Source organism: Paenibacillus sp. 1001270B_150601_E10, from assembly GCF_015558675.1.
In the GTDB taxonomy this organism is placed as follows: domain Bacteria; phylum Bacillota; class Bacilli; order Paenibacillales; family Paenibacillaceae; genus Paenibacillus_B.
Genome location: NZ_JADMOL010000001.1, coordinates 188,507 through 207,443, shown reverse-complemented (window position 1 = coordinate 207,443; position 18,937 = coordinate 188,507). Strand labels below are relative to the sequence as shown.

General features: G+C 45.8%; 15 protein-coding genes. 12 read left to right on the top strand and 3 right to left on the bottom strand.

The genetic code is table 11. The annotated features are described in order from the left end of the window. Window positions 1-100 precede the first annotated feature (100 nt). Complete coding sequence (locus I2H74_RS00990) at window positions 101-1,294, bottom strand: pyridoxal phosphate-dependent aminotransferase (RefSeq protein WP_195570862.1); 1,194 nt, start codon at window positions 1,292-1,294, stop codon at window positions 101-103. A gap of 109 nt (window positions 1,295-1,403) precedes the next feature. Continuing rightward, window positions 1,404-1,928 (bottom strand): type IV secretion system protein VirB6, encoded by a 525-nt coding sequence (locus tag I2H74_RS00985; RefSeq protein WP_229106270.1) that lies wholly within the window; start codon window positions 1,926-1,928, stop codon window positions 1,404-1,406. Between the two features lie 74 nt (window positions 1,929-2,002). Here I2H74_RS00985 and I2H74_RS25070 point away from each other — a divergent pair, with 74 nt between their 5' ends. Genes I2H74_RS25070 through I2H74_RS00975 form a run of 3 tightly spaced genes read left to right on the top strand, consistent with a single transcriptional unit; the run spans window position 2,003 to window position 4,780 of the window. Then, on the top strand, window positions 2,003-2,371 hold the full coding sequence (locus I2H74_RS25070; RefSeq protein ID WP_324253970.1) for a nitrilase-related carbon-nitrogen hydrolase: 369 nt from the start codon (window positions 2,003-2,005) through the stop codon (window positions 2,369-2,371). Then, the gene (locus I2H74_RS25065) at window positions 2,364-2,831 is read left to right on the top strand and encodes a nitrilase-related carbon-nitrogen hydrolase (RefSeq protein ID WP_324253969.1); all 468 of its coding nucleotides are present in this window, start codon (window positions 2,364-2,366) and stop codon (window positions 2,829-2,831) included. The genes I2H74_RS25070 and I2H74_RS25065 overlap by 8 nt, the downstream gene beginning before the upstream one ends. Window positions 2,832-2,857: 26 nt before the next feature. Then, window positions 2,858-4,780: a glycoside hydrolase family 3 protein gene (locus I2H74_RS00975; protein WP_195570859.1), complete on the top strand. Its 1,923-nt coding sequence runs from the start codon at window positions 2,858-2,860 to the stop codon at window positions 4,778-4,780. Between the two features lie 10 nt (window positions 4,781-4,790). On the opposite strand, the gene I2H74_RS00970 is transcribed toward I2H74_RS00975, so the two are convergent. Further along, window positions 4,791-5,744 carry a LysR family transcriptional regulator gene (locus I2H74_RS00970; RefSeq protein WP_195570857.1) on the bottom strand — a complete coding sequence of 318 codons (954 nt, stop codon included), beginning with the start codon at window positions 5,742-5,744 and terminating at the stop codon, window positions 4,791-4,793. A gap of 133 nt (window positions 5,745-5,877) precedes the next feature. Between I2H74_RS00970 and leuC the strand changes: the two genes are divergently transcribed. The 9 genes from leuC to I2H74_RS24410 all read left to right on the top strand — a co-directional run. After that, window positions 5,878-7,299: a 3-isopropylmalate dehydratase large subunit gene (gene leuC, locus I2H74_RS00965; RefSeq protein ID WP_195570855.1), complete on the top strand. Its 1,422-nt coding sequence runs from the start codon at window positions 5,878-5,880 to the stop codon at window positions 7,297-7,299. A gap of 16 nt (window positions 7,300-7,315) precedes the next feature. Continuing rightward, a complete protein-coding gene (leuD, locus tag I2H74_RS00960; protein ID WP_195570854.1) occupies window positions 7,316-7,930 on the top strand; it encodes a 3-isopropylmalate dehydratase small subunit in 615 nt (204 codons plus the stop codon). A 237-nt stretch (window positions 7,931-8,167) separates the two neighbouring features. Next, window positions 8,168-9,610 carry an N-acetylmuramoyl-L-alanine amidase family protein gene (locus tag I2H74_RS00955; RefSeq protein WP_195570852.1) on the top strand — a complete coding sequence of 481 codons (1,443 nt, stop codon included), beginning with the start codon at window positions 8,168-8,170 and terminating at the stop codon, window positions 9,608-9,610. A gap of 60 nt (window positions 9,611-9,670) precedes the next feature. Then, window positions 9,671-10,336: a GerMN domain-containing protein gene (locus tag I2H74_RS00950; protein WP_195570850.1), complete on the top strand. Its 666-nt coding sequence runs from the start codon at window positions 9,671-9,673 to the stop codon at window positions 10,334-10,336. Between the two features lie 100 nt (window positions 10,337-10,436). After that, the gene (locus I2H74_RS00945; protein ID WP_195570848.1) at window positions 10,437-13,196 is read left to right on the top strand and encodes an S-layer homology domain-containing protein; all 2,760 of its coding nucleotides are present in this window, start codon (window positions 10,437-10,439) and stop codon (window positions 13,194-13,196) included. A gap of 144 nt (window positions 13,197-13,340) precedes the next feature. After that, window positions 13,341-14,009 carry an endonuclease III gene (gene nth / locus I2H74_RS00940; RefSeq protein ID WP_195570847.1) on the top strand — a complete coding sequence of 223 codons (669 nt, stop codon included), beginning with the start codon at window positions 13,341-13,343 and terminating at the stop codon, window positions 14,007-14,009. 28 nt (window positions 14,010-14,037) lie between these two features. Continuing rightward, entirely contained in the window at window positions 14,038-14,310 is a 273-nt protein-coding gene (locus I2H74_RS00935) for an NAD/NADP transhydrogenase alpha subunit (RefSeq protein ID WP_195570845.1), read from the top strand. A gap of 114 nt (window positions 14,311-14,424) precedes the next feature. Continuing rightward, window positions 14,425-18,165: a dynamin family protein gene (locus I2H74_RS00930; protein WP_229106269.1), complete on the top strand. Its 3,741-nt coding sequence runs from the start codon at window positions 14,425-14,427 to the stop codon at window positions 18,163-18,165. Between the two features lie 285 nt (window positions 18,166-18,450). Continuing rightward, a partial coding sequence (locus I2H74_RS24410) for an ABC transporter transmembrane domain-containing protein (protein ID WP_267490696.1) occupies window positions 18,451-18,937 on the top strand: 487 nt, incomplete at its 3' end.

The following is an 18,937-nucleotide window of genomic DNA, read 5'->3' as shown; positions in this document are numbered from 1 at the left end:
TACGTTATATGTCAATAGGTTATTCAGCTCTTTTAAACTTGATACCAGTTTAGCATGCTCTTCATTGAAAAGTAAAGAAAGCAAATGCCACATTTATGAATTAAAATAAATGCAATGCACCAATGCGTTCAATCGCTTCAACAAGCCTTGCCTCTTCCGCCAGCAAGCCAACACGAACGTAGCCTTCTCCGTATGTACCGAATCCGATGCCCGGTGCAACGACGACGTTTGCTTTTTCGAGCAGCAGGTCCGCAAATTCCGTTGATGTATAAGGTCTAGGAACAGGAAGCCATGCAAAGAAAGACCCTTGGGAAATTCTAGCCTGCCAGCCGATCCGTTGAAGAGCTTCGAACATGGCTTTGCGGCGGCTTTCATAGGTTGCGCACAAAGCGTGAACAGAATCCTGCGGGCCAGTCAATGCCTGAGCAGCTGCTTCTTGAACAGCACCGAAAAGACTCACATACATATGATCCTGCAGCAAATTGATGTATCGAATAATCTCTTTATTACCAAGCGCAAACGCCACGCGCCAACCCGCCATATTGTACGTCTTCGACAAGGTGTAGAATTCCACACCGACTTCTTTCGCTCCTGGTGTCTCGAGAAAGCTTATTGGTCTGTTGCCATCAAAGCCGATCGCACCATAAGCAAAGTCGCTTGCAACGACGATTTGATGCTCCCTTGCAAACTGTACGGTTTTCTCATAAAAGGAAGAATCGGCTGTAGCCGCTGTCGGATTGTTTGGATAATTTAGAAACATCAGCTTTGCTCTTCTAAGCTCTTCTTCTTTAAGCTCCTCATACTTCGGCAAGTAATGATTGGCCTCCGTGAGAGGCATCATCACCATTTCAGCTCCAGACAACACGACGCCTGACCAATAGTCGGGATATCCGGGATCTGGAACAAGACAGACATCGCCTGGATTAAGGAGGATCTGGCTCAGCTCCACGAGACCTGTTTTACCGCCAAACAAGATGGCAACTTCGCTGTCAGGATCCAGATCTACGTTATAGTCTTCCTTATAGCGATGCGCAATCGCTTCTTTAAGGAAGCGATAGCCGGTAAAGGGAGAGTATTTGTGATACTGCGGGTTTGCAGCTGCTGCCTGCATAGAGGCTACGATATGGGGAGGTGTAGGCAAGTCGGGATTGCCTTGGCCGAGATTGATAACATCATGGCCTTCAGCGATACGAGCATTGCACTTTTTTACAAGCTGGGCAAAAAATTGAGTAGGCAGATCGTTCATACGATCTGCCGGAGTAATGTTTAACGACTGTTCATTCACGTACGGCATTCCGTTCACTCCATCTTCTATAACATGCGTATTGCCAATTATTAACGCTTAATTTAGCATGTTTTGACTGGAGTGTATAGCCTTTTTTCTTAATAGACTAAGAAAAGGTCTATTCTCGATTGGCACCTGGATGGCTTGGCGTAAGCATATGCTCGATAAACGGCTTTACGTCCGCCTTAAACTCCATTAGATAAGGCTTGCGATCAGGACCGAAGATAAGAAGCAGAGGCTCTTTTTGCGGACAGTAAATTAAAAATACCGTATTGGTTTCAACTTTTAATGTAGGCAGCGTTACGGTATATGGTTTGACTAATGGGACTCTAACAATGTAACCACATTTTGACCCGATGGATACTTGAGGGGCGACTTTTGTAATGGACTTTAGCCATTCCATTGCATGCTGCTGATAGATCTCCTGGTTGGGAACGCTTTTAACGATACGCTCCTGTTTCATATCGAACATTTGGACAGGTGGCGTAGCGAGTGTTTCTTCTGGAGCAGCTTGGGCTTCAGCTAAGGGAGCAAAGCAAGTAAGCGCCATACATACAACAAACATGATGGCTTGAATGCGTGATTGGTACTTCCGCATCATGATTCTCCTTTCAAGCATAGGTATCTGAATGCTGATTTTCATACTTTGCCCACCTTGACGGATTTCCATGAAAAGATATGATGGAAGAAAGTGACACAGATGAAGGGTGGACGAACATGAAATCAACGGAATGGAACATAAGCGTCGTTCAAATGGATGTTGTAATCGGTGAACCGGACAAGAATTATCAGCGGGTGGAAGCTCTTGTAGAAGAAGCCATGAAGGGCAATGAAAGACCGGATGTGATCGTGCTGCCTGAAATGTGGAACGCTGGTTATGCCCTAACTTCCATACAAGTGCTAGCAGATGAGAGGGGACAGCGGTCAAAAGAACTGCTGCACCGTTTGTCGCTTAAACACCAAGTCAATATCGTTGGAGGGTCCGTTGCTGTAATAGAGAATGGCCAAGTACGCAACGTGACCTATATTTATAACCGTCAAGGCGAATTAGTAAGCGAATATACACTTATTTGCTTTGATGGATGAGCACCTGCATTTAACGGAAGGGGAGTCCGTTAATCGATTTGAGCTGGATGGTATTCCTTGCGGCAGCATCATTTGTTATGATCTGCGTTTCCCCGAATTGACCCGAACGCTCGCCCTAAGCGGCGCTCAAGTGCTCTTTGTGCCTGCACAGTGGCCAAATCCAAGATTATATCATTGGAAGACGCTGCTTGCGGCTAGAGCAATAGAAAACCAAATGGCGGTTGTCGCTTGTAATCGAATGGGCAGCAGTATTGGGGATCATGGTGAAGTCACCTCCTTTTTCGGACACTCCATGATTATTGACCCATGGGGAGAAGTTACAGCTTCTGCTGCTGATGAAGAGATAATCTTAACGGGGAAAATAAACCTTGAGCAGATCCCTGATGTTCGTTCACGAATTCCAGTGTTCAAGGATCGCAAGCCGCATATCTACCATTTGGGTGCACAAGCTAATCAGTAATCATGCAAGACTAAGGGGAAATGCTTATGCAACAACGACGTTCGAAGTCTCGTCCCGCAAATAAGAAAGGATACCGTCGTTACTGGCTTATAGGAAGCATGAGCTTGCTTCTTATCGTGGCTGGTGTCGCAGCTTGGGGAGGAGGCTTTCAAGAGCTGGTTCAACGCTTTTCAGTGACATCACCGCCTTCAAGCCCCTCAGGCAATACGCCTCAGAAGCCGACTGTATCAAGTGCTACGTCCGAATCGCAGGCAAGCGAAGCTCAGGAGAAACGCAATGAAGAGGCACGCGCTAAAGCCAAACAGCTGCTAGCTCAGATGTCGCTTGATGAGAAGATCGGCCAGCTTCTCTTTGTCGATATGTCAGCTGTTGAAGTGGAGAATCCAACCTCAACCATGAAGCAGTCGCTCGAGAACATGAAGCCTGGCGGCGTCATTCTGTTTCGCTCTAATGCGGAAACGATTCAAACGACCATTGAGCAAACCTCAATGCTTCGAGAACTTGGGTTGAAAGTTCCGGCTTGGATTGGGGTCGATCAAGAGGGTGGCGTCGTGTCTCGCTTTCCGTTCATGTCAAGAATGAACGGCAATATGGCGATTGCCGCAGCGGGTAATCCCGATTATGCACGCGAAACAGCAACGCGTATGGGTCACAATTTGCACGCGCTCGGCATGAATTTGAACTTTGCACCCGTTGCAGATGTAAACAGCAATCCGAGCAACCCCGTGATCGGTATTCGATCCTTTGGTTCATCCGCTGATGTTGTGAGTCAGTATGTGCTGCCAATGATAGAGGGGATGCATCAAGCAAATATCCCAGCAGTCATTAAGCATTTTCCTGGTCATGGGGACACAAACGTTGATTCTCATATTAATCTGCCTGTTTTGGATCATTCGAAGGAACAGATGAAGATGATGGACCTAAAGCCTTTCCAGGATGCAATTGAAGCAGGTGTGGATATGGTCATGAGCGCGCATGTCGCGGTACCGTCTCTTGATGACTCTACAATCATTTCGAAAAAAGATGGAGAACCTGTATATAAGCCCGCTTCTCTCTCGAAAGCGTTGATTACTCATCAGCTTCGTACAGAAATGAATTTTCAAGGCGTAATTGTTACGGATGCAATGAATATGGGGGCAATAGAGCAGCATTTCGGCATTGAAGAAGCGAGTGAAAGGGCTATCGATGCAGGAGTGGATATTCTGTTAATGCCCGCTCACCCTTCTCGGGTGAAGGAGCATTTGGTGGATGCGGTTCTTAAAGGTCGGCTGTCTCATGAGCGCATCGATGACAGCGTCCTCCGTATTTTAACGGTTAAAGCAAAGTATGGCCTTCTGGATAAGAATGAAGAGCAGGCCACAAAGGAAGAACAGATCAAGCATGCTGAGAAATGGTTGAAGAACAATGGGGATCTTGAATTTGCTCTGCAAGTGGCAAGGCAGGCCATAACGATGAAGGGTGAGTCATCGCATCTCCCGTTCATTTCTTCACGGATGAAGCGTCTGCATATCGTCGGTACGGATCCTTATGCCATTAAGCTGCTGAATGAGGCCATTCAATCCTCACTCTCGGACCATTCCTCTCTTACAACAGAAACCATTTCTTTTAAGGCCCTCTCGCAGAATCAAGTAAGAAACAATCTTCATCTATCCGAGATGAATTCAGACGAGGACGGTATTCTATTTGTAACAAGAGATTTACAGCTGATGCGTCAGAATGAGGATGTTATGAAACGAGCCATCCAGTATGTTGCAACTAGCGATATTCCAATGGCTTCGGTATCGATCGGCTCCCCATATGATGTGAAATCATTGGAGCAAGTTCCTGTAAGCTTTATTAGCTATGGGGCTACAACAGCGAATATCCAAGCCGTGGTTGAGGCGCTATTTGCATCTGAGCCACCGCCTGGTCATTCTCCTGTTGATTTGAATATATCTCAAGCTCCTTGATCCTAAAGCTCTATTCCGTAGGCTTTGCAGGCTGGAGAACGGCACGGACACGGTCGCTGAACTGAACAGCAACCGTGTCTTTTAATGTTTCCATGAATGCTTCGGCTGCTTTAGACATATAACGCCCAGTACGATAAGCTAGCACCAGCTTACGAGAGGGACGATACTGGATTGGAATATACGCGGGTACAAATTCACTTCTTGGTGCTGTTGCAATAAGCGAGGGCACAAAGGCTATTCCCATGCCGGAAGCGACTAGAGATTGCACGGTCTCGATATTGCTGCTTTCAAAGACAACCTTAGGCTCAAACCCAGCTTCTCGGCATAGGTCAATCGTAATTTGTCGAAAGCCTTGTCCCTTTTTTAGTGAAATAAATGATTCCTCCTGCACAAGCTCTAAATCCACCGGCTCGCGATGCTCGATGTAAGATTTGTACAGCGCATGTTCTTTTGGAACAGCGAGAAATATTTCCTCTTCAACAATGGGTTCATAAGATAGTGATTCCTCATGAATGGGCAGGGAGAGGAGACAAAGATCGATTTTGCCCTGAGCGGTCATTTTAATCAAATTTGACGTTGAAGGCTCTTCAGTTAAGACAAAGTCTATGTCCGGATAACGCTTATGAAACTGCGGGACGACATGAGGGAGAATATGCGAGCCCGTGATGGGCATCGTGCCTATAGTTACTTTGCCAGCCTTCGTCTGGGAGATATCGGACATTTCCTTTCGAAGCTGCTCCATGGAATCAAGAATCTTCTGCGCCCGATCTACAAAGACTTCGCCTGCATGGGTCATTTCAACAGAGTTGGTTGTCCGCTGAAATAGCAGTACTCCAATCTCCTTTTCCAGCTTGGAAAGCTGCTGGCTTAATGAAGGCTGGGCAATATGAAGCTTATCCGCCGCCCGTGAAAAGTTGCGCTCCTCCGCGATTTGCAATACATACTGCAATTGACGAAATTCCATATATACACCTCTCTGAACTATATAGTCCAAACCTATTAATATTATAGATATTATATCTTGGAACTATGAATAAAGGAATGATATATTGATTGCAACACATAGAGAACGCAGATCAATGCGAGAGGTGAGGAATATGACGAAGAAGACGTTATATGAAAAGATTTGGGATCAACATGAAATTGTAGGTGAGGAAGGAAAGCCAAGCATTCTTTATATTGACCTCCATTTGGTGCATGAGGTAACTTCTCCTCAGGCCTTTGAAGGACTCCGCTTGAGCGGGCGCAAGGTGCGTCGTCCTGATTTGACCTATGCAACGATGGACCACAATGTGCCTACGAAGGATCGCTTCAACATTACAGATCCAATCTCCAAGCAGCAAATTGATACACTGTCTAAAAACTGCGAGGACTTTGACGTTCGTTTATTTGATCTGAACGATGTGGATCAAGGGGTCGTGCACGTTATGGGGCCAGAGCTTGGGCTTACACACCCGGGCAAGACCATCGTATGCGGCGACAGCCATACATCGACACATGGCGCTTTCGGCGCGCTAGCATTTGGTATCGGAACTAGCGAAGTTGAGCATGTCCTTGCCACGCAATGCTTGCAGCAGGCGAAGTCGAAGACGATGGAGGTTCGCTTCATTGGCTCGCGTAAACCAGGTGTAACCGCAAAGGATATGATTCTTGGCGTCATTGCGAAATATGGTACAGACTTTGCAACGGGCTATGTAGTGGAATACACAGGTGATGCGATCCGTGAGCTCTCCATGGAAGAAAGAATGACCGTGTGCAACATGTCCATAGAGGCAGGCGCGCGGGCTGGCTTGATTGCTCCAGATGAAACGACTTTCAATTATTTGATAGGTCGTCAGTATGTGCCACAAGGCGAAGCTTTTGATCAAATGGTGAAAGCTTGGAGCGAACTGTCAACCGATGAAGGCGCAGTCTATGATACGGTTGTTGAATTCGATGTGGACTCTTTGATTCCTCAGGTGACATGGGGAACCAGCCCAGGCATGGGTACCAGCATTACCTCTGCTGTTCCTCGTCCTGAAGACTTCAGCACAGAAAACGAACGCAAAGCCGCTGAGAAGGCTTTAGAATATATGGGACTCGCGCCAGGAACGCCAATGACGGAGATTGGCATCGATTACGTCTTTATCGGTTCCTGTACGAACGGACGTATTGAAGACTTGCGTGCGGCGGCTGAAATTGCACGAGGCTATCAAGTGAGCGAGAAAGTAACGGCTATTGTCGTGCCGGGCTCTGGACGTGTAAAAATGCAGGCAGAGAAGGAAGGCCTTGATAAAGTGTTCATGGAAGCGGGCTTTGAATGGCGTGATGCAGGATGCAGCATGTGTCTCGCGATGAACCCGGATGTGCTTCAACCTGGCCAGCGCTGTGCGTCTACGTCTAACCGTAACTTTGAGGGCCGTCAAGGACGCGGAGGCCGTACGCATCTTGTATCACCTGCAATGGCAGCTGCAGCAGCAATTGAAGGTCGCTTTGTGGATGTACGGAATTGGGAAATCAAAACAGAAGTGTTGAACTAGTTAGGGGGATAAGCCGATGCAAGCATTTACAACTATGACCGGGCTCGTAGCGCCTGTGGATCGTGTGAACGTAGATACAGATGCCATTATTCCAAAGCAATTTTTGAAAAGAATTGAGCGAAGCGGCTTTGGCCAATTCCTGTTCTATGAATGGCGCTTTGATGAAGAGGGGAATACGATTCCTTCGTTTAGCTTAAACCAACCGCAATATCAAGGGGCAAGCGTGTTGATCTCTCGTGCAAACTTTGGCTGCGGCTCCTCACGCGAGCATGCACCTTGGGCGATATTGGACTTTGGCTTCCGCTGTGTAATTGCACCATCCTATGCCGATATTTTCTACAATAACTGCTTTAAAAACGGCATTCTTCCAATCAAGCTTTCGGAGGAGCAGGTGGAAGAATTGTTCCAGCGCACAAGCCAGCATGAGAGATATCAGCTTCATGTTGATCTTGAAAATAAAAAAATAACCGACGATTATGGCTTGTCGTATGATTTTGAGCTGGATGAGCATCGTCGTCAGTTCCTGCTGCAAGGACTGGACGATATTGGCCTGACGCTAAAGCATGATGACGCGATCGGTGCTTACGAGGCGAAGCACCAAGATCGTCTAGCGTACCCTGTACAAGCATAATAGATGGATAGATTAGCATTGCAATCCACAAAAACACGAGTTCTAGCATTATTTGCTAGGCTCGTGTTTTTTGTTACTGACGAAGAATGGCAAAATAAGCTATAATTTCTTTGTCAGTATTATTTGGATTGACGCAACTTTTGTCTTTTTTTTTCGTCTAAATTAACGTCTGTTCCTTTGAACGTTATTTCATAGATTCAGAGTGTCAGAACAATACGAAAGGATGTAGAGGTGAAGATGCAGCAAAAATCAAAAAAATGGTTGACTGGTTTGTTGTTCATGTTTCTTCTAGCAATTGTATTTCCACAGGTGGGACAGGCTGCCCCACAACCCTCGCTTTATTTAGACGGAAGTTCTGTTAAACTTCCCGAACCCATTACGTTAAAAAACAATGTGGTAATGGTACCAATTCGCGTTGTATCGGAGACGCTAGGGTATAAGGTTGATTGGGACAAGAACGCGCGATTGGTTGTCATATATGGTGATAACAAGCGAATTGAATTGAAGATTGACAGCAAGAAGGCAACGATTAACGGAAAAGAAGTCGTACTTGATCAGCCGGCATTCATCTCAGGCGGCTCAACGCTGGTTCCGCTGCGATTTGTAGGAGAGAGCCTTGGGCTGACGGTAGATTGGGACAATACCGCTAAAGCCGTATACTTATTTACGCCAGACGGTGGCTCAACCGTTGATCCTTCCACGCCGGGGACAGGCGGATCCGAAGATGGAACAGGTACGACAGACCCTAATTCCAGCTTGATCAAGGTACAGGATTTTGTTTTCGGTGAAAACACATTACATATTTCTCTTGAGAAAGACGTACAACCGAAAATCTCAATGATGACGAACCCTCACAAAGTGATCATTGATCTTCCGAATACCACGTTTAATCAGGAGTTCATGGAGAAATACGGCAATGCTAACGGGTCTCAAGGAACTCAGGTTATTACAGGATATCCAGATGTGCAGCAAGTAAGATTTGCACAGTTCCAACCGGATACGGTACGATTTGTTGTAGATGCCAATTATGCACTTCAAGTAAAGACGTCGAAGAACGGCAGTGGACTTCTTTCCTTTGAGCTCAGTGCGAATACTTCAGGAGGCAATAATGGTACAACAACCCCTCCAACTAAGCCTGATGGAAAGTATACGGTCGTATTGGATGCAGGTCATGGTGCTCATGACTCTGGTGCTGTCAGTGTTAATAAAAAGCTTGAGAAAAACTTTGCGCTTCAGCAGACGCTCAAGGTCGCTGAGCTTATGCGCAAGGATGACCGTTTCAACGTCGTATTAACGAGAGAAGATGATACCTTCGTAGAGCTTTCTGATCGAGTGAAGGTGGCAAACGACCTTAATGCAGATTTGTTCATATCTTTCCATGGGAATAGTGCGGATTCCGCAGCGGCGAATGGGACAGAGACGTATTGGTATCGTCCAGAAAGCAAGGCATTTGCTGATGTGATGCACAAGTATCTCATGAAAGGCACCCAGTTAAAAGATCGTGGTGTACGCCAAGGGAACTTCCATGTAATACGGAATACGAAGATGCCGGGAATATTGCTCGAAATTGGATTCTTGAGCAATTCAAACGATGAGGCTCAAATGTACAATGAGCAATTCCAGCAGCGTGTTGCTGAACAGGTGTTTAATGGCATAAAAGCGTATCTCGGACTTTCTTGACGGAATATGTTTGAGAAATTCGTCATACGTGTATAACCATGACAAGGAGGTTGATTGGATATGAACAAAAGAAAATGGTTAGGACTCATGATCTTTGTATTAGCGATCACGATGCTTGCAGCTTGCTCGAATAAGAATCTTTCGTCAGGGGATCAACCGCCTACGGATTCCACTGATCAGCATACAAATCAAGGTACAGACGGCAATCATCAAGAGAATCCAGATGGAGATAAGGGCTCTGAAGGTTCTGAGGGTACCAATGGAACGAACTCCAATAGCGGATCCGGATCAAAGGATACACCTTCAGATCAAACGGATAAGCCAAGCGCGAACAAGCAGCAGCAGACGATTACCGTTTATGCAACAGATGATGAGTTTATGGATCTTCAGTCTGAGACTACAACGATTACGTTCAGTAATGTTGACGAGAAGATTCAGGCTGCTTTGAAAGCATTGCAAACAGATGGTAAGAAGACAGTCGCGCTTTGGAAAAAGATTGAGTTCAAATCTTGGAAGCTCGACAACAAGGGCATGCTGACGATCGACGTTCACGTTCCAGAGGACGGACATCTTGGCGCTGGCGGAGAATCCTACGCGATTGATGCGCTGACCAAGACTTTGTTCCAATTGGATGAAGTCAAATCCATCGATATACTCGTGGATGGGGAAGCAACTGAGAGCCTAATGGGACACGTATCGTTGGAGCATCCATACGTTCGCCCATAACATGATATGAAAAAGAATCGCAAACAGGGGCAGGATATGCCCCTGTTTGTGTCGAATTATAAGCTTTTAGGAGATTTTATCGAGAAAGAGGAGAGATACGATGAAGCCGAACATGAAGAAGAAAGTCAGCACCGTAACTAGTGCGCTTTTGGCAATGACAATGACGGTATCCGCGGTTCCAGCGGTTCTTGCTGCTCCAGTAGAACAAACTGAAGTGACGACAAGTGCTGCAGCAGGCACATACAGTCCTGTATTTAGCGACGTGAAGCTCGGTCATTGGGCTGAGAAGCATATACATAAGCTTGCAGCATTAGGTATTTTGAAAGGAAACAACGGTCAGTTCAGACCATCTGACGATATTACGCAGCAGGAAGCGATCGCGCTTGCGGTTCGATTCATGGACCTTGAAAAGGAATTGAATGAATCAGCTAACGTTGCACTGCCTGAAAATTTTAAAGTTGGCAACTACTTCAAGCCTTATATTGTGCTTGCTTTCCAGAAAGGTCTGCTTGATCGTGATGAAGAGCTGAAGAACTTGGATCCTAAGAAACCTTGGGGAGATCAAAAGGCTTCCCGGGAGTGGATTACAAAAATTCTGGTTCGTTCTGTTGGCAAGGAATCAGATGCTAAGCAGGTTATGACACTCCCAACCTCATTTGCGGATAACAGCAAGATCAGTGCAGGCAACTTAGGCTATGTGAATGTGGCTGTAGATCTTGGCTTGACTACTGGTGTGGATAAGAATCGCTTTGATCCGCAGGGCAAAGTAACGAGAGCTCAAATCGCTACGTTCTTTAGCCGCGGAGATGCTGTAAGCAAGATTAACTATGAAGACCAAGAGTATGGCATTGTAAGCGAAGTAACAGACAGCGCAATCAAGTTGTATTCAGAGGATGGAAAATGGACATCGTATCGCATTGACAACAAAACCATGTGGTACAAGTCCGATAGCGAACAATCCATTGCCAAGAGCGATATCCCTCTCTATACAAAAGTGAAGGTTATCTCCAATATGGGCAGCGCTCCTTATGTGGAACTTGTAGATGCCAAGCAGCAGGTAGAGACGGTAACGGGTAAAGTGAAGTATGTGATTGCAGATGACAAAGAAAAAACGTTGTTTGTTAATTTTAATGGTACAACCGATACCCGCGTACAATTTGAAGATAATACGGTCTTCAAGGATGCTTCCGGCAACGTAATTGCAGCAAAAGATCTGAAAGTAGATTCAGAGATTTCCATTACAAGAGAAACCTTCTCTCAAGAACGCAAAGTTCTAGTTGTTCAAGTGAAGTCTGGTCCAGTCAACAAGACCGCGACAGGTACGATTACTGCGATTGATACAACGAACCGCAATCTTGAGATTCAAGCGGATGGAGGCATAAAAGAGTCTTTCCGTGTCGCTGAGGATGCGATTGTGCGCTATGGAGATACGATTTTATCGAATGGGATTAAGGATCTTAGCTTGAATACGAAGATTACGTATACGGTTAAGAATAGCGTCGTTACAAGCATAGAATTATCTAAAGCTCCAGAGGTTACGATCCAAGGACGCTTATATGAAGTTGGGCCTACAAAAACAAGCGTTACGATCATGAAGGAAGACGGCAAGTTGGAAGCGAAGCGCCTTGTAACACGTGTATCTGTTGTGATTAAGGGCATGACCAACCCAACGGTGGATGACCTTGTCGCAGGGGAATATGGAGATCGTGTGAAGCTAACGGTAAATAGCGATGATCAAGTGACTCAAATTGAAGTTATCGATCGTAAAGTGGAATCCTTAATTGGTGCTTCCGTCATCAACTATGATAAGACGAAAAAGCTATTGTCGGTTACGGATGACAAAAACAAGCCATATATCTTCTACTTGAGCGATGATACCAAATATGAGTACAACGGCAATCCAATTATGGGTGAAGCGATCCTTTCGATGCTGAATGGCTCGCGAAAGATTAACATCCAATATACTGCCGACAAAGTGCTTCTTGTACAAATCGTTCACAAGTATGAAGGAACACTTATTCATGCAAGCACGACTTCTCGCACGATTACTATGAAGCTTGCTAACGATCAAATGGTCACATTGCCATACCAAAACTCCTTGTTGAGCGTGGATCTATATGGCAAGAGCAATGCAACGTTGACAGATGTCAACAACGGTGAATACGTAACAGCATTGCTGTCCACTGATCAAAACTATGTGATCTCTTTGGCTGTGCGCAGCTATAAGCAGTTTGAAGTAGCAACAGTGAATACAAGCACCAACCGTGTATCGCTCCGTGATACAAGCAATATTGTGAAAGAATTTAGTGTTGGCAGTCTGCCGATCTATAACGAGAAGAACGAACGTATCACCCTCTCAAGCTTATCGGCTAATGATGTAGTGAATGCAATCTTTGATGGCAGCAACCTCATTGAACTTCGTGTGGTTCCTGTAACTACTGGCATTGTGGAATCCATAGATCTATCCAATGGGATTGTTGTCGTTAAGAATTATGCTGGTCAAACTTCATCCTATACAGCAGCAAATGGACTTACAGTTCTCCTTGAATCCGGATCAACTACAAGCCTTGGCTCACTTAAAGTAGGCGATCGTGTTGAAGCACGCAAGGATGCAAAAAATGCATCAGTCCTTAAAGTCATGACAGGCTTGAACAAAACATTCTGGAAGTATGATACGTCCAATAGAGAGTTGTCTGTTCGCCGCAGCAACCTAAATGATAACAACTATCGTTATACGATTCATGCGAATGCGTATATTCATAGTAAAGGAAATGCGATTAGTGTCAATTCTTTGAAAGATGGAGATTCACTCGTACTTTATTTCCAAAAGGGTCAAGTTATTGAGATTGAAAAGCTTTAAGGTAGCCTCTATCGACATTTATCTATAGAAGGATTACTTGAACTGTCCCGTCCAACATTTGGATGGGACAGTTTGCATATAACACTAGGTTTCGCCTACTAGTCAGTGATATAATGCATAAAGATGGATAGGAGGGAATGAAGAGTGGCGACAAGTGCAAAGGTTCGTAGAATCTTGGATACACTCGGCGAGATGTTTCCAGATGCTCATTGTGAGCTGCATCATTCGAATCCCTTTGAACTGACGATTGCGGTGCTGTTGTCTGCTCAATGCACGGATGAGACGGTAAACAAGGTTACAGCGAATCTATTTCAAAAGTATAAGAGACCGGAAGATTATCTCGCTGTACCTTTAGAAGAGCTTGAGCAGGATATTCGTCGAATTGGGCTATATCGAAATAAAGCGAAAAATATTCAAAAGCTGTGCCGAATTGTAATAGACCAATATGGCGGCGAGGTTCCAAGCAAGCATGAACAGCTTACGGAACTGCCAGGAGTAGGGAGAAAGACTGCGAATGTTGTGGTCTCCAATGCTTTTGGTGTACCCGCGATTGCAGTGGATACGCACGTTGAGCGGGTTTCGAAGCGATTGGGGCTTGCTGATGAAGAAGATAGTGTATTAGAAGTAGAGAAGAAGTTGATGCGCAAAGTTCCACGTGATGAGTGGACGCTAACCCATCACCGTCTTATCTTTTTTGGTCGTTATCACTGCAAAGCTCAATCCCCGCAGTGTGAGATTTGCCCTTTACTTGATATGTGTAAATTCGGAAAAAAACGTATGAAAACAGCTCCATCGAGAAAGACTGGTAAATAAGAAGATTAGAGACAGGTGGTCGGTAGATTTGAAATGTATAGCGGTGTATACAGACAATTTTGAGCAATTCTCAGATATTTATGACAAAGTGATGCAACAAAGCGTAGGCGAAGATGAAGAGATCGTAGTTGACGGGGTTACCGTGTACGGTGCAGGAGATGTGCCAGAAGAGTATGTGGATCGCCTTCGTCAAAAGCGCAATGTCGTGGTCATGCGAGTGAAGGATCAAGGGATCACGATTCTCCAGCATTCCAAACAATTTGAAATTATTCTACCTGAACAGCAAAATATGGTACACTAGAAACCGAGCAAACAGGCAAAAAGAGGAAGCCGAGCTGCTCGGTTTTTTCTTTTTTTTAGCTTGCTTGTTATACATGTTTCGTTATACCGCGTGGGAGTGAGGTAGAATCAAACGATGCAGCAGGAAGTGAAATCAAAAGTGTATTCTTCTGACATCGGGGGAGCGAAGAATACAAACCAAGAATTGCATGAAATACTTGTCCAATTAGCTGCGCATGCAGCTGGAAGAGACAATCAAGAGCTTGAGCTCAAGCTGAAAGATCTTGCGGATAAAGCAAATGAGCGGCAGTTTGTGCTTGCGATGTGCGGACATTTCTCTGCAGGGAAGTCGACAATCATTAATCAGCTATGCAGCAGGCAGCTGCTCCCATCAAGCCCCATCCCAACAAGCGCTAATGTAGTAACAGTGCGCTATGGGGAATCCAAGGTAGAGCTTATACGAAGAGGCTCGCAACCAACAGGCAAGGAGAGCAGGTACAAGGAAGAGGTTCCGCTTGAACGGCTTGAAGATGCCTGTCGAGATGGCGAACAGGTGGAACGCATCACGATCTTTGAACCGATACCTTGGCTTCAGAACGGAGCTGCATTATTGGATACGCCAGGCGTAGATTCAACCGATCCTCTTCATCGTGAAGCAACAGAGTCGGCCCTTCATATGGCGGATGTCGTTGTATACATGACGGATTATAATCACGTCCAATCCGAAATGAATTTTGATTTTGCAAAAAAGGTAGCCGAGGCAGGGAAACCGCTCATTTGGGTTGTCAATCAGATTGATAAACATCGAGAGCAAGAGCTGCCATTTTCCCAATACCAAGCTGATGTCAGAAGTGCGTTGAAGGTATGGGGAATCGAACCTGTCGAGATTTATTATATTTCGATGCGCGCGCTGGAACATCCTTATAATGAGTGGGAGCTCTTCCAGAAAGGCTTGCAACAGTTTGTTCAAGATAGTCAGGAGTTATCGGCAGCGACTCTCATTCGATCCGCACTTGCTCTACTGGAAGAATATAAAGAGCGTGAACTCCAACCATTCAAGGCACAGTTAGAGGAATGGAAAGCTTCGATCGGAGGAGAAGAGCTGGCTCAGTCGCTACATGTGCAGCTGCAAGAAAAAGAGTCCCAAGCCGAGGAGATCCAACGGTATTCAACGAAGCTTCGAGAGCAGGTTGTAAAAGAGCTGGATAAGCTGCTGAAGGATGCAAATATTACACCAGCGGTTCTTCGGGATTGTACAGATGATTTTCTGAAAAGCATGCAGCCAGGCTTTAAAGTTGGCTTATTGTTCAGTGCTAAGAAGACGGAGCAGGAAAAGGAGCAGCGCCTTCAAACTCTCGTTCGACGCTTTAGCGAGGAAGTGGACGGCAATATTCGACCGCATGTCCTGGTTATGATTCGCAGGCTTGCCTCTCAAGCAGCAGCGGATGAAGCAAAGGCTGTTGAAGAGCTGGATCAGGCCTTTCCAATGTTTTCGGGAGAATGGTTTATCAATGCCGTACAACCAAGCTCTGTAGGAAGTGGAGAGTATACGCTTAATTACTGCAGAGTACAGAGTGATCAAGCCAAGAGCGAAATTCGCAAGATCATGTTAGAGCATGTGGATCGATTGATAGCCGTCATTCATGAACTTCAGCTAACAAAAGGCTCAAAGATCGAGAGTGAGCTTCAAACTCTGTATGCACAGACATCAAAAGAACGAGAATTGTTGAAGGGCATGGAAGCGGTAATAGAGGAGTATAAACGTTTAAAAGATAACCTGCCGCATGATATCGAGCATGCGGAACTTCATCTGAAGCAGCATCTTATTGAGGTGCGCTCCTCATCACATAAAGTGCCTCAACTGCTCGTTGTCGAAGAGGAGCCGTCAAGCGTTGAGACGGCACGCAGCAAGGATTCTGATTCGTCCACAGCAGCGTGGGAGACCTTTAATTCCGCTGCTCCACACAACCGTGAGCGACAGGATCGTATCCACGTACTACTACAGGAGGCTGCTGCAGCAACGAAGGATATTCCAGCTTTAGCAGCTGTTCGTCGCAATCTAATTGATAAGAGCGAGCGAATATCGAATCAGCGATATACAGCGGCACTATTCGGTGCATTTAGCGCAGGAAAGTCATCCTTTGCGAATGCATTGTTTGGAGAGTCCGTGCTTCCTGTGTCGCCTAATCCGACGACGGCTGCCATTAATCAGATTTCATTAGCGGAAACGAAAGAGGATCATCGTACAGCAGCAGTTCGCCTAAAGACTGAGGAAACGCTCTTGGAGGATCTGCGCTATGCCCTTTCTCGATTAGGAGCTGACCATGCGGAATCTCTAAAGATGAAGGATGCGCTTAAAAAAGCGGCACAATGGAAGCCTGATCAGGTGCATCCAGCAGGAAGGCCTCATTACAGCTTCATTCAAGCCGTTATTCAAGGGTATGAAGAGCATCAGCAGCATCTTGGAACCGTGCTTCACGTTCAAGAGGAGGAGTATCGACAGTTTGTAGCTGTTGAACGGAAATCCGCCTTTGTTGACCGAATTGACCTGCTGTTAGACAGTCCTTGGACTCAGCAAGGCTTTACCTTTGTTGATACGCCTGGTGCTGATTCGGTTAATGCTAGGCATACGGGCGTGTCGTTTGAATACATCAAGAATGCAGATGTCATTATCTTCGTGACCTATTACAATCATGCTTTCTCTCAAGCGGACCGTCAGTTTCTAACGCAGCTAGGACGAGTGAAGGATGCCTTTGAGCTGGATAAAATGTTCTTTGTCGTGAATGCCTGCGACTTAGCTTCATCAGAAGAGGAACGTGAAAGTGTTCTACAATATGTAAAGGAACGCCTCCAAGAGTTCGGCATTCGTGAGCCGCGATTATTTCCGGTTTCGAGTCTCCAAGGGCTTGAGGCGAAAGAACGCCAAGACATGGGGTTATATACGGCATCGGGCTTCCGTTCCTTCGAAGAGGCTTTCTATCGGTTTGTAGACCATGAGCTTATAGGAATGGTTGAACAAGCTGCTCTATCAGATGTTGAGAAGCTGAAGCATCAGCTGCAGTCACTAAACCAAGCAGCTAAGCTCGATAGCAAAGCACGAGAGGAACAGCGGAAGCTGCTCTCGATTCGAACAGAAGAAGCCGTTCAGCTAATTTCTGAGGCAGATGGAACCTCCGTGGAGCGATTCATTGCTCAAGAGAGCGATGAGCTTCTCTACCATGTCAAGCAGCGTATTCTGTATCGTTCGCATGACAGCTTCGCCCATGCATTTAACCCTGCAACGCTTAGGGGAGATAACCCGCATATTGCTAGTGCATTGGTGCAGTGCTTGCGAGATTGGGAATCGACGCTGACGTTGGAGCTCACGAACGAATTGTTGGCAACAAGTCTTCGTCTTGAGCAGTTTGCGAAGCGGGAGCTTCAAGCCTTTATAAAGCACATGTGGGAAAAAGTGAACGCCCTGCTTCCTGATTATGCGCCGGATGATTGGAAGATGGGAGCTTGGGAAACCCCTTCTCTTAGGGTATCGGCCAATACGTGGATAGAAGCCTATCCAATCCAAGAGCGTGAGCTCATGTCCCTGTACAAGAGCAGCAAGTATTTCTTCACGGGTGGAGGACGCGAACAGCTTCGTACACGGCTTGATGAACGAGCAGCTCAATTCATCTCTGATTCGCTTGAGCAGGAAAGACAGACGTTCACGATCCATGCATGGAAGCAATGGCTGTCAACATTGGAGAAGTGGAAGTCAAGTTCCGTCGAGCAGTTGAAGTTATATGAAGAAACGATGCTCCAAGCATTGGATGATCCGAAGCAGGTGGAAAGGCTGGAGCAGGCTCTTACATTAGTTGTAAAAAAGTCAAAGGCTTATTCATGACCATTATGAGATCAGTTTAGCTATTTTTATATCAAAATGGTATCGATTACAACCATGCTTTTCCAAAACCCGGTCGTTTTTAGCGGTCCGGGTTTTTTGATTGCCAAGAAAGGGATGTGAAGGTAGGAATACGGCAGATATAAAAGATTACATACGGTTATGGTGCCTTAACGACAAAGAATCGACTCATTTACGTCAGAATGGAGGAAAACTGGTTTTGAAGTTAATATAGCGTGATGATAAACTGCGGTACATATCGTTAGAAACACGGAGAGGGGATTAATCATGGACGTTTTTAAACAGCTAGCACCTTTTTACTGGCCGAAAAAAAAGCTGCTGTTTGTATCCATCCTTTGCTTGATGTTCGCCACGGCATTAGGACTTGTGTATCCGAACTTACTCAGGATCCTGATCGATGACGTAATCGCAAAGGAGAAGTACGAATGGGTGCCTTGGCTAGCTGGAACGGTTGTTGCCGTTGTTAGCCTTAAGGGCACCTTACAATTTTTGCACGGCTTCTTTGGGGGAAGAGTCGGCAACTATACGGCCTATGCAATGCGCAATGCTTCTTATCGCAAATTGCAATCGCTATCTTTTCGTTACTATGACAAGGCAAGAACAGGAGACCTCATGTCTCGATTGACCGCGGACCTTGAGGGGGTTCGACAGTTTGTTGGCTTTGGTTTCGCCCAAATCCTGAACATGGTGCTGATGATTGTGTTTGGCGGCGCAATGATGATGTCGATTAACTGGCAGCTGACACCCATTTGTT